The sequence below is a fragment of the Hoyosella altamirensis genome (assembly GCF_014191505.1).
Lineage (GTDB): Bacteria > Actinomycetota > Actinomycetes > Mycobacteriales > Mycobacteriaceae > Hoyosella > Hoyosella altamirensis.
This window is the reverse complement of sequence record NZ_JACHWS010000002.1, coordinates 36,696-48,648: the sequence shown is the minus strand read 5'-3', so window position 1 is coordinate 48,648 and position 11,953 is coordinate 36,696. Positions and strand designations below refer to the sequence as shown.

At 62.4% G+C, this 11,953-nt stretch carries 9 protein-coding genes; 6 read left to right on the top strand and 3 right to left on the bottom strand.

Annotated elements, in window-relative coordinates; all coding sequences use genetic code 11:
• The first annotated feature begins 14 nt into the window (after positions 1 to 14).
• From FHU29_RS08925 to cydC, 4 genes are read left to right on the top strand one after another with little or no spacing between them, the layout of a single operon-like run.
• Positions 15 to 1,505, top strand: coding sequence for a cytochrome ubiquinol oxidase subunit I (locus FHU29_RS08925; RefSeq protein ID WP_064441247.1), 1,491 nt, complete (start codon positions 15 to 17; stop codon positions 1,503 to 1,505).
• A 15-nt stretch (positions 1,506 to 1,520) separates the two neighbouring features.
• Complete coding sequence (gene cydB / locus FHU29_RS08920; RefSeq protein WP_064441145.1) at positions 1,521 to 2,555, top strand: cytochrome d ubiquinol oxidase subunit II; 1,035 nt, start codon at positions 1,521 to 1,523, stop codon at positions 2,553 to 2,555.
• Positions 2,552 to 4,207 carry a thiol reductant ABC exporter subunit CydD gene (gene cydD / locus FHU29_RS08915; protein WP_064441144.1) on the top strand — a complete coding sequence of 552 codons (1,656 nt, stop codon included), beginning with the start codon at positions 2,552 to 2,554 and terminating at the stop codon, positions 4,205 to 4,207. The genes cydB and cydD overlap by 4 nt, the downstream gene beginning before the upstream one ends.
• On the top strand, positions 4,204 to 5,886 hold the full coding sequence (cydC, locus tag FHU29_RS08910; protein ID WP_064441143.1) for a thiol reductant ABC exporter subunit CydC: 1,683 nt from the start codon (positions 4,204 to 4,206) through the stop codon (positions 5,884 to 5,886). The genes cydD and cydC overlap by 4 nt, the downstream gene beginning before the upstream one ends.
• Here cydC and fusA read toward each other — a convergent pair.
• Positions 5,849 to 7,855, bottom strand: coding sequence for an elongation factor G (gene fusA, locus FHU29_RS08905; protein WP_064441142.1), 2,007 nt, complete (start codon positions 7,853 to 7,855; stop codon positions 5,849 to 5,851). The genes cydC and fusA overlap by 38 nt on opposite strands.
• 423 nt (positions 7,856 to 8,278) lie before the next feature.
• Here fusA and FHU29_RS08900 point away from each other — a divergent pair, with 423 nt between their 5' ends.
• Entirely contained in the window at positions 8,279 to 9,142 is an 864-nt protein-coding gene (locus FHU29_RS08900) for an oxygenase MpaB family protein (protein WP_064441141.1), read from the top strand.
• Positions 9,143 to 9,189: 47 nt separating this feature from the next.
• Here the strand turns inward: FHU29_RS08900 and FHU29_RS08895 are convergent, their stop codons facing one another.
• Together FHU29_RS08895 and FHU29_RS08890 are read right to left on the bottom strand one after the other, a co-directional pair.
• Positions 9,190 to 10,710, bottom strand: coding sequence for an aldehyde dehydrogenase family protein (locus FHU29_RS08895; protein ID WP_064441140.1), 1,521 nt, complete (start codon positions 10,708 to 10,710; stop codon positions 9,190 to 9,192).
• Positions 10,711 to 10,783: 73 nt separating this feature from the next.
• Positions 10,784 to 11,809, bottom strand: a complete 1,026-nt coding sequence (locus FHU29_RS08890; RefSeq protein ID WP_183377522.1) for an AraC family transcriptional regulator — start codon at positions 11,807 to 11,809, stop codon at positions 10,784 to 10,786.
• Here FHU29_RS08890 and FHU29_RS23165 point away from each other — a divergent pair.
• Complete coding sequence (locus FHU29_RS23165) at positions 11,799 to 11,924, top strand: hypothetical protein (RefSeq protein ID WP_260152414.1); 126 nt, start codon at positions 11,799 to 11,801, stop codon at positions 11,922 to 11,924. The genes FHU29_RS08890 and FHU29_RS23165 overlap by 11 nt on opposite strands.
• Positions 11,925 to 11,953: the final 29 nt, after the last annotated feature.

The window sequence follows — 11,953 nt, the reverse complement described above, 5'->3', positions numbered from 1 at the left end:
ACGCCGTGAACAGCCTGGAAGCGCTGGATGTCGCTCGGTGGCAATTCGGGATCACAACCGTCTACCACTTCATCTTCGTCCCGCTGACGATTGGCCTGGCGCCGCTCGTCGCCGTGATGCAGACAATGTGGATGGTCACCGGCAAAGACCACTGGTACCGGCTAACGAAGTTCTTCGGCAAGCTTTTCCTGATCAACTTCGCACTCGGTATCGTGACCGGCATCGTCCAGGAGTTCCAGTTCGGCATGAACTGGAGCGAGTACTCAAGGTTCATCGGTGATGTATTCGGTGCGCCGCTCGCGCTCGAAGGACTCGCTGCCTTCTTCATCGAATCGACGTTTCTCGGGTTGTGGATCTTCGGCTGGGGGAGATTGCCACGACTCGTGCACCTCGCGACGATCTGGATGGTAGCGATCGGGGTCAACGCGTCGGCGTACTTCATCATCGTTGCCAACTCGTTCATGCAGCACCCCGTCGGTGCCGTGTTCAACGAGGAAACGGGACGCGCGGAACTCAGCAGCATCTGGGAGCTTCTGACGAATCCGACGGCACTCGCGGCCTTCCCGCACACCATCGCCGGCAGTTTCCTCACCGCAGCCACTTTTGTCGCCGGTGTAGGTGGCTGGTGGATGGTGCGCAGGATGCGCCAGGCGAAGACTGCGGCACCCGAAGAAGCGGCGGAGTACGCAGAAGAAGCCCGCACGATGTGGCGGCCGGTTACTCGTATGGCGCTGGGGGTGATGATCGCATCGGGCCTCGCGCTCGGCGTCACAGGCGACATTCAGGCCAAGCTCATGTTCGAGCAGCAGCCGATGAAGATGGCTTCTGCTGAGGCCCTCTGCCACACCGAACGTGGCGCGGAGTTCTCGCTCCTCACTATCGGCGACCACAATAATGACTGCGAAAACGTGCGGCATATCCTCGCCGTGCCCGGGTTGACCTCCTTCTTGGCGACCAATGACTTCAACGCCGAACTCATGGGTGTGGTCGAGCTTCAGGAGATGTACTCGGAGCGTTACGGTGAGGCCAATTATCAGCCCAACCTGTTCATCACCTACTGGTCATTCCGGCTGATGATCGGTCTCGCGTTTGGTTCCGCGGCTCTCGCTCTCGCGGGCCTCTGGGTGACGCGCCGTGGACGCGTCCCGGACCAGGAATGGTTCGGCAAGCTGGCGATCTTCGCGATCCCGACACCGTTTCTCGCGAACAGCTTCGGCTGGATCTTCACGGAGATGGGACGACAGCCCTGGGTTGTGGTACCCAACCTGACTGGTGTCGACCAGGTCCGTCTCATGACGGCTGACGCGGTGTCGAACCACTCCGCCGGATTGGTGCTTGCCTCGCTCATCACCTTCACGCTGGTGTATGGCGCGCTCGCGGTCGTCTGGTTCTATCTGCTCCGGCGCTACGTCCTGGAAGGGCCGCTCGAACACGACAAGCATCCGCACAAACACGACGACGATGAATCTGGCGATGACGTGAAACCGTTGTCGTTCGCCTACTAAGCGGGGAAACCGACCATGGAACTCACCACACTCTGGTTCATTCTCATCGCCTTCCTCTTCCTCGGCTACTTCGTGCTCGAAGGGTTCGACTTCGGCGTGGGCATGCTCATGCCGTTCCTGGGCCGCAAGTCCCGGATGAACGCGGACAAGCGGCGGCGGGCCACACTCAACACCATCGGACCTGTGTGGGACGGCAACGAGGTGTGGCTGATCACCGCCGGCGGCGCGCTGTTCGCGGCCTTCCCGGACTGGTACGCGACATTGTTCTCCGGCTTTTACATCCCTCTGCTTCTCATTCTGCTCGCCCTCATCTTCCGCGCGGTGGCTATCGAATTCCGCGGCAAGATCGACGACGACCAGTGGCGCGCGCGATGTGATGCGGGCATCATCGTCGGGTCATGGCTGCCCGCGATCTTGTGGGGCATGATTTTCGCTGCTGTCGTCAGCGGCACACCTATCGACGAGAACAAGCAAATCACCAACATGTGGGAAGCGTTCCTGAGCCCCTACGCCATCCTCGGTGGCATCACGACCACAATGCTCTTCCTTCTGCACGGCGCGGTCTTCGTCGCTCTCAAGACAGGCGGGGAAGTACGGTCGGACGCGATCAAAGCCGCGGGACTCCTCGCTCCAGCAACGTTGCTCGTCGCCGGAGGGTTCGCGGTATGGACGCAACTCGCCTACGGATCGACGCTGACATGGGTATTCACCTGGGTGGCAGCGATCGGGCTGATCGTCACTGTTGTGATGACGGCTAGGCAGCGCGAGGGGTGGGCCTTCGCGGCCACGTTCATCACCGTTGCCGCGGCGACAGCGCTGCTCTTCGGTGCGCTGTTCCCGGACGTCATGCCATCCTCACTGAACCCCGAGTGGAGTCTCACGGTTGCGGAAGCCGCCTCCTCGCCCTACACGCTGACCGTTCTGACCTGGGCAGCGGCGTTCCTCGCCCCGGTCGTCATGATCTACCAGGGCTGGACGTACTGGGTGTTCCGCAAGCGGATCACCACTGAGCAGATCCCGCCGTCCATCGGGCTGAAGATGCGACGATGAAACCCTTTGATCCGAGGCTGTGGCGATTGTCGGCACCGGTGCGACCGTACCTGGTGCTGACAGTCGTCATGGGAGTCGTCACCGCCGTGACAGTCATTGTCATGGCACTGATGATCGCAACGATTCTCGCGGGTGTCGTCACGGATCCGGCACGCAGGGTGCCTTCGGCGTGGAGCGTGGAACTCGCGGTCCTCGCGGGAGCCGTGCTTGTGCGGGCGGCCGCGATGTGGTTGCACACCAGGTTCGCGCATCGCAGTTCCGCCGCTGTTATCCGCGATCTGAAAATGGACGTTCTGCGCTCCGTCGCGACGATGCCCCCACGGGACCGGGCAGCCGTCCGTGACGAGACCGCGACTGTGGTGACTCACCGAAATGGTGGCCTCGACGGACTGGGCCCCTATCTCACGGGCTACCTGCCCGCACTTGCTCTGGCCGCAATCGTGCCACCTGCGGTGCTCGTGGTTATCGCGGTGCATGACATGACGTCCGCGCTCATCATTTTCTTCACACTGCCGCTCATTCCGACGTTCATGATCCTCATCGGACTGCTGACGCGCGGAAAGTCACGGGCAAAGCTCCGCTCGATGTCACAGCTATCGGCGCAACTGCTGGACTTGATCGCGGGTCTGCCGACGCTGCGATCGCTGGCACGGGAACGCGGGCAAACTCAGCGCGTCAGAGAGCTAGGGGAGCAGCATCGCCACACCACGATGGCGTCGCTGCGGATCGCGTTCCTGTCCTCCATGGTGCTGGAGATGTTCGCCACTCTGTGCGTTGCCCTCGTCGCGGTCAGTGTGGGGCTGCGGCTCGTGTACGGCAACATGGAGCTGCAGCCAGGTCTGGTCGCGCTAATTCTCGCTGCCGAGGTGTACCTGCCGCTGCGGATGGTGGGGGCGCAATTCCACGCGGCTGAAGACGGTGTGAGTGCTGCGGACCGGGCGTTCAGCCTGCTCGTTCCGCGCGCGACAACCGGGGCAGGTGGTCGCCAGCTGCCAGTCGGCCCGTACACCGTTGTGGTAGCCGGACTCCGAATGCGGGCCCGCGAAGGTTTCGCGCCGGACGGTTTTAGCGCGGAGTTCCGGCCGGGCGAAACATCCGTCATCACCGGACCGAATGGCGCAGGAAAGACAACGGCCCTGCACGCGATCCTCGGTCTCGTCACCCCTGACGGTGGCGCCGCGACAGTAAATGGGATTCCCGTCCCCGAACTGGATATCCAGCAGTGGTGGGACCAGATCGCGTGGGTGCCGCAAAAGCCTGTGCTCATCCCAGGGACCGTCCGGGAGAACCTTGAACTCAACGGGCCGATCGACGACATCGCGCGCGCTGCTGAGCAAACCGGTTTCGGGGAGGTTCTCGCGGAATTGCCCGACGGCCTCGAAACGCGCATTGGCAGCGGTGGCACTGGCCTGTCGCTGGGGCAGCGACAACGGCTCGCGCTGACGCGTGCATTCGCTTCGAACGCACGCGTGCTGATCTTCGACGAACCGACAGCACACCTAGATGACCTCTCCGCCGACCGCATACTGGACGCGATGCGAGCCCGGGCAGCCACCGGAGCCACCGTGCTCGCCGTTTCGCACCACGCACGTGTGCTGGCGGCAGCCGATCAGGTCACCACGCTGGGCACTTCGGTGAGGAGGCCCGCATGAGGACCTTGTGGCGCGCATTGAGACTGCTGGAGATCCCTCCCGGGCGGACGTGCCTCGCGATCGCCGCGGCGACGGTCACGCTTGGCTCCGCACTGACCCTCGCTGGCGTGTCAGCATGGCTCATCATGCGGGCCTTCGAGATGCCTCCCGTGCTCGACCTCACCGTCGCGGTGGTGGCTGTTCGTGCACTGGGAATCAGCCGCGGCGTATTCCGATACCTCGATCGACTTGCAACTCACGACCTCGCTCTGCGCGGTACCGTCGCCGCGCGCACCACGGTCTACGAACGGCTTGCAACTGGGCATCCCAGGGCTGCTCTCGGTGCGAGCCGTGGTGGCATGCTGGCGCGCACGGGAGAAGACATCGACACCCTCGGTGAGACGGTGGTGCGTGCAGTCATCCCCGCTGCGGTCGCGGTCCTGCTCAGTCTCGCTGCGGTGGTGGCCCTTGCCGTGATCGCGCCGGCTGCAGCGCTGATACTTGCGCTCGCGCTCATCGCCGCTGGAGTGCTCGCGCCACTGCTCGCCGCGGGGGCAGCCCGACTGCGGGAAGCCGAGGCCGATCGCTATCGCGGGGAACACCGTGACGCCGCCATGAACGTCCTCGACCATGCTGCTGAACTGAAAGTCTCCGGACAGTTCGGGGCTGCGGTGCTACGGGCCGAGACTTCGTTGCACAACTCCGATCGCTCAGCGGACCGAGCTGCGGTTTCATCTGCTGGTGCCGCCTCTGTGACCCCTTTCGCGGTCGGCGTCAGTGTCATCGGTGCGTTGCTCATCGGGATGAACCTCTATGCAACAGACAGCCTGTCGATCACCTCGCTCGGAATTCTGGTGCTGCTGCCGCTCGCTGCCTTTGAAGCGACATCAGCGCTGTCCGACGCCGCAGTGCACCTTTTGCGTGCTCGACAGGCTGCAGGGCGTGTGATGACGCTGCTCGACGAGGCAACAAGCGTGCCCGCGGAGGATCGGGACGGGCACGCGCATGGTTACGCGATCGCCGCCCAGCAACTCCGCTGCGGATGGGGTGGCACACCCGCGGCGGGACCATTCACTCTGAACTGGCCAGAAGGCAGCCGAGTGCTCATCACCGGGCCGAGCGGTGCCGGCAAGTCCACACTTCTGCTGACGCTCGCCGGGCTCATACCGCCGGTTGGTGGAGCGGCTGCAGCTGGGGGTCAACCGCTGGAAGACTGGGACCCCGATACTCTGCGCCGGACAGTCACATTCTTTGCCGAGGACGCGCACATTTTCGCGACAACGCTGCGCGACAACCTGCTCGTCGCCCGGGCAGACGCGACTCGCGAAGACATGGTGGACGCGATGCAGCGCGTCGGGCTGGGCGACTGGCTCAACGAATTGCCTGAAGGTCTCGACACGATGCTCGTCGGTGGGGATGAGGCGTTATCCGGCGGGCAGCGGCGAAGGCTGCTTCTTGCCAGGGCGTTGCTGTCCCCGGCGCCGGTGTTGCTTTTGGATGAGCCGACAGAGCATTTGGATGCAGATGACGCGGCTCGTCTCTTGGACGCGCTGCTCGATCGGGATAGCGGCTTTGTCCACCACGACAGGACGGTCGTGGTGGTTTCACACCAGCGGCCGTCCACGACGATCCGGGCGTCGCGGGATCTGGAATGCCACGACTTTACGGGCGCTCCTGATATCGCGAGAACGTCGCGGTGAACTGCCCGCGGCCATGTGTCATCGAGCGCATTGCCACTGCGTAGTCGAGTAACTCTCCCTGTGGCACCGAAGCAATTACGGCTGTAGTGCCGTTGTCCCCGGGTTCGGTTCCTTCGATCTGGCCGCGCCGCCGGGCAAGGTCGGCGAGAACATCGCCCTGCAAGGCGTCGGGCACAGTGACTTCGACGTGGAATATGGGTTCCAGTACCTTCGTACCGCCCCGTTCGATTGCGTCCTTCAGAGCGAGCGCCCCCGCCATCTTGAAGCTGAACTCGTCGGAGTCCACCGAGTGATGTTTGCCGTCAACTACGGTGGCGCGGATATCAACGAGGGGATAGCCTTCGCGGCCGCCACGCGACATGGATTCCGCGATGCCTTTCCCTACTGCCGGGATCAGAGATTTGGGGATCACCCCGCCTCGAGTCTCATCGACGAACTCAAACCCGGAGTCACGGGGGAGCGGCTCGAAACGCACTGTCGCGACACCGAACTGGCCGTGTCCGCCGCTCTGCTTTTTGTGCCTGCCCTCGGCCTGCACAGCCTCCGCGAGCGTTTCCCGGTAGGCGACTTTCACGGGTTCAGTGTCCACGCTGATGCCGAACCGCCTGTGCAGGCGAGCAAGTGCGACCTGGACGTGCATGTCACCCGCGCCCCTGATGACGAGCTGATGAGTTTCCTGGTCGCGATCTGCATGCAGGGTGGGGTCGTCCCGGACCATTTCAGCGAGTGCCGTCGCGAGCTTTTCTTCGTCCCCTGTGCGCTGCGGCGTGACGGCGATTCCGTACACGGGTTGTGTATTCACCGATTGGTGCACCCGGAATGTCGAGCCTGCAGGTGCCAAGGTGTCGCCAGTAGCTACGTCGGACAACTTGATCGCCGCCACCATGTCACCCGCACTGGCAACGCCAACACTTGTCGTTTTGCTTCCGAGAACAGTCAGCAGGTTGTGCACGCGTTCTTTATTGCCGGTGCGCTGGTTGATCAGAACATCGTCCGCGTGCAGCGTGCCCGAAAGCAGCTTCATCAGCGCGACCTGGCCCACGTACTCGTCGGTTTGAGTCTTGAAGACGTAGGCGAGTGTCGGGCCGTCCGCGGTGCACGGCAGTTGCACTGCACGTCCCGCCTTTTCCAGGGTGCGGGGTGGTACGTCATCCGGACTCGGTCCGAGGCGGCAAATAAAGTCAAGGAGCCGGTCCACAGCAATCATCTCTGTCGCCGAGCCACACAGCACTGGCCATAGGCTTGCGTTCGCGAAGCCCAACCGCAGCGCGCGGTCGAGTTCCGTGACCGTGATGTTCTCGCCGTCGAGGTAGCGGGCGACCAGCTCGTCTTCGATCTGGATGACGTCCTCGACCAGGTGTTCGTGCTCTGCGCGTTCGTGTTCCGCGATCTGTGGCGGGATTTCATCGCGCTCGACAGTCGTCCCCGTGTCGTAGAAGAACGTATGTTCTGTGAGAAGGTCGCAGACGCCGGTGAAATCGCGTGCTTCGCCGACGGGCAGTTCGATCGGTTCCACGCCCTGGCCGAAATGCTTGCGGACATCCTCGACCGTCGCGTCGAACGAAGCACGATCCTTATCCATCTTGTTGATGAAAATCAGCCGCGGAATGGACCGCTCGGCGGCGGTGGCCCACATCATTTCGTCGCTTACCTGCAGGCCGCTCACCCCGTCAACGACGAAGACCGCCATGTCAGCCACCTGGAGCGCGATTTCCGCATCACCAGCGAAATCGATATAACCGGGTGTGTCGAGCAGATTGATGCGGTAGTCACCCGAATCGAATGACGCCAGGCCAAGCGTGAGGGACTGCGCCCGTTCACGTTCCTCGGGCTGCGTATCGAGGGTGGTGTTGCCGTTTTCGATGCGGCCGGGACGACTGACGACGCCAGCTGCGGAGAGCAGCGCTTCGGCCAGGGAGGTCTTTCCGTTGCCCTGGTGGCCCACCAGTGCGACGTTGCGTATCCGCATATCGCCGATGATGTTCGCCTCCCCCCGGGAAGGAGTCCGTGTGGGTGAGTACTTCGACAGTACCGCTCGCGGGCGATCGGGATCAGGGGTCTCGAAAAAATCCGTTGCCGGCAGCCGTGCGTTTAGGTACCTTCGCAAGTACACGAGGAAGGAGGTGGTCCAGAAGATGAATGGCTTTAGGACGCGTGAGGTGGCTGTCCGCTAGCTGCCAGCTGCGCCAGGATTCACCCCCTGCCTTTGGCAGCGAGCGAATACCAGGCAGCTACCCGGCCCCCGAACCACCGGCTTAGTCCAGCCGGTCGAAAAGGTTCGGGGGCTGTCCGTTTTGTGGTGCCGCATGAACGTCACTCGACCTGATTTTCAGCCGCTACGGTATGCTTTGATCAAATATCAAGGGATGCAGGTATCCTGAGGGGGCGCACAATGACGAGCGCTGCGAACAACAACATGCCAGGCGGCACTTCGCCCGAGCCGCGCTTCGACTACGACATGTGGAACCACGTCGACGGTATTGCCGCCTTCCTGGCTGGCACAGCCAACGTGATCATGCAGCTTAGCCTCCCGCCGGTCGGCTATGGAGTGGCTGAAAGCCCCGTCGACAGCGGCAAAGTCACACTGCACCCGCTTAAGCGGTTGCGCACCACCCTGTCCTATCTCTCGGTTGCGATGCAAGGTACCGAGGACGAACGTGCTCGGTACCGGGAAGCTGTCAACCAGTCACACCGGCAAGTCCGGTCCCGTCCCGGCAGTCCCGTCAAATACAACGCGTTCAGTCCACGGTTGCAGCTCTGGGTCGCTGCTTGCTTGTACTACGGCATCGTGGACATGACCGAGCGGCTCCACGGGCCGATTGACGACGCCGATGCCGAAGCGCTGTACAAATACTGCGCCCGCCTGGGTACGACGCTGCAGATGCCGATCGAGCTCTGGCCGCCCGACAGGAAAGCATTCGACGAGTACTGGCGCCACACACTAGCGACGACGTCGATTGATGACACCGTTCGCGACTACCTCACTGAACTGGTGGACCTGAAGGCGCTGCCGCTACCGGTGCGACTCTTAGGCGCGCGGCCGCAGCGGTTCGTCGCGACCGGCCTGCTCCCGCCCCATCTGCGCGACGAAATGCGGCTTCCATGGTCCGAGCGCGATGAACGCATTCTCGCGATGGGACTTGCCGCCATCGGAATGGTTTATCGGAGACTGCCTCATATCGTGCGACGGTTCCCGATGAACTATTACCTCTGGGACACGCGCAGGCGAATGCGGAAAAACCTGCCTTTGGTGTAAACGGCGAGAGCCCATTCCCGCACCGGGCTCTCGCCTTCGCCGTCGAGTTACTTGTATCGGCCGTGCAGCAGTTTCATCGTTTGCTTGACCAGGCTTGTTGTCATCTTGGTGCGCTTGAAGCTCAGTAGCGCCATGCCTGGAATGGCAAACCGCTGGCGCGCGATGGCGTGCGGACGTGTGAACTCCTTGAGGCCCCACTCGCCGTGAATTCGGCCGATTCCCGATTCGCCTACACCTCCGAAGGGGAGCGCTGGGATTGCGGCGAAGCCAAGCACAGAGTTGACTGACGTCGCACCGGCACGCAGGCGGCGTGCGATCTCCATGCCGTGGTTCTTGGAGAACACGGTGGAAGCGAGCCCGAACCTAGAAGCGTTAGCAAGTTCGATGGCTTCGTCGGCGCTGTCGACAGTACGGATCGTCAGCGTCGGGCCGAAGGTCTCTTCCACTACAGCAGAACAGGTTTCGTCGGCGTCAACGATGACGACGGGCTCGATATACCGTTCTTTGACGGAGTCGGCCCCGCCGACAACTGCCCGGCCGCCGTGCTCGAGCGCGTCCTCGATGTGGCTGCGAACAATGTCGATCTGGCTCGGCATTGTCATTGGACCGTATGATGCGCCCTCCATATCACCGGGTTTCAGATCCTTGATGATCTTCTTGATCTCGGTGATGAACTCGTCGCTGACGCGCTTGTCGACGTAGACGCGCTCGACGCCGACGCAGGTCTGGCCGCTGTTAGCCATGGCGCCGAAAGCGATTGCGTCAGCGGCCGCCTTGACGTCCGCATCCGCGGCCACAATCGCGGCGTCCTTGCCTCCGCATTCGAGAAGGACCGGTGTCAGCGATTCCGCTGCCGCGGCCATAATCCGCTTACCCGTGGGCGTCGACCCAGTGAAGGCGATCTTGTTGACGCCCGATGTCACTAGCGCCGCACCGGTTTCACCGTAGCCATTCACGGTAGTCAGGATGTGCTCGCGCAGTTCAGGGTTCGCGAGCCGGAACGAGTCAGCAAGGTAGTTGCCGACGGCAGTGGTGTATTCGCTTGGCTTGAACACAACCGAGTTTCCCGCGGCGAGGGCATACGCGATCGACCCCATGGGCGTGTAGACAGGGTAATTCCAGGGGCCGATCACGCCCACGACCCCGAGCGGGTGCTGTTCGATAACCGCGGAGAAGTTCGCCATCAGCGGGCCGGGGGCCACCTTCTTGGGTGAAAGCACTTTCTTGGCATTCTTCGCTGCCCACGCAATGTGTTCGACTGCAAGCACGAGTTCCAGGTACGCATCATCAACGGGCTTCCCGTTCTCCGCATGGATCAGCTCAGTGAGCTCGTCTGCGTGATCAAGGAGATAGCTGACCCACCTGAGCAGGTGTTTCTTGCGGCCATCGAAGCCGAGAGCATTCCAGCTCCTGGCGGCTGAACTCGCCCGCTGAACGGCAGCCCGTACTTCCTCAGGTGACTGAATAGCGTGCACTGAGATGACGTCACCCGTAGCCGGATTCTTCGATGCGAGGGCTGACGCGGATTGCGCAGGCGTGGTATTCGGGTTTGTCTCTGTCGTTGACAATTGAGCTCCTTCGATGAGCGGCGCTGGTCACAATGCGCTCTATGAGTCCATCATGACGGTTGTCGGCAGAATGTCAATAAGGCGAATCTTCTCGTTGGGGAACGCGGAGACGCTGGCGCTCACGCGCGAATCGACCTGGAGTGACGCCCTTCCACGATTTAAACGCGTGGGTGAAACTCGAAGCATCCGCGTACCCCAGCCGCTCGGCGATCTGCTCCACCGGCAGTCCTGAGCTGAGAAGCTCCTCCGCCAGCATCCCCGTTGTTTCGGCAGCCAGCTCACGGTAAGAAGTACCCTCCTCTGCCAGCCTGCGGCGTAGCGTCCGGACAGTGAGATTCATCGCGCGAGCTACCTCGTCCTGATCCGTAGTGTGGCCTCGTCGCAACAGGTGCTGCCGGACCTGACCACTCACGCCGACTCGCGCCTGGCGACGGTGCATCAGCGCCGCGCATTGCTGGACGCACATCTCTGCGATAAGGCGATTTGCCTGTGGAAGAGCAAGTGGAAGCAGTGCGGCATCGATGCGCATCGCGGTTTCCGGCATCCCGAAGTTCGGTTTCGTGCCGCTCGCTGCGAGGATGTCCCGGTACCGGTCGACATAGCTTGGTTCGGGCAGTGCGATATCGAGGCTGGCGAGCATGATCGGCATCGTGGGAAGCAGTGGGCGCATCATTGTGACGATGGCGGACAGATCCCGTTCCGTGTTGAAGCATCGAACGTCGTCAGGTACGCCCGTGTCGTCGAGTACGAGCGTGATCTGATCGCTCTCATCGCGGCGGTGCAGTTTGGAAAACGAGAACGACAGATCAAACCAGCGCGTCACGACTTGGAGTGCCTCGCCCACAGTCGGGCTGCTGATCATGGCAAAACCGAGTGGCCCGAATGCGGGTGCGTGGTACCGCGTCCCGGCCTCCAGTCCCAGGCCGGGAACGTCAGGGAGATCAGCAAGCAGGTTGCGCACAAGGATGAGCTCTTGGCCAGCGGTGACCTCTGCGGTCGGGTCGCGCAGGATTTCTGGGGTTATGCCCGTGCCGCGGAGTGTCTGAGTTGGCTCGATCCCTCGTTCACTGGCGAGTTCAGTAAGCATCGTGGCACTCACACTGGACCTTGGCATCGACCAGCGATCGATCATCTGTCTCACACTGCCCGCAGTGGCCGAATTTCTCAAGTATCTGTCCTCTGGACTCATAGGCACGGCGGATGCGCAGCCGTAGGTTTGTCCTTATCCGCATTGAAGGGAAGA

What these genes read in the sequence shown, in the direction of transcription:
- fusA (WP_064441142.1), bottom strand. Translation starts at nt 7,855, where the DNA reads ATGCGGATACGCAACGTCGCACTGGTGGGCCACCAGGGCAACGGAAAG.
- cydD (WP_064441144.1), top strand. Translation starts at nt 2,552, where the DNA reads ATGAAACCCTTTGATCCGAGGCTGTGGCGATTGTCGGCACCGGTGCGA.
- cydC (WP_064441143.1), top strand. Translation starts at nt 4,204, where the DNA reads ATGAGGACCTTGTGGCGCGCATTGAGACTGCTGGAGATCCCTCCCGGG.
- FHU29_RS08900 (WP_064441141.1), top strand. Translation starts at nt 8,279, where the DNA reads ATGACGAGCGCTGCGAACAACAACATGCCAGGCGGCACTTCGCCCGAG.
- cydB (WP_064441145.1), top strand. Translation starts at nt 1,521, where the DNA reads ATGGAACTCACCACACTCTGGTTCATTCTCATCGCCTTCCTCTTCCTC.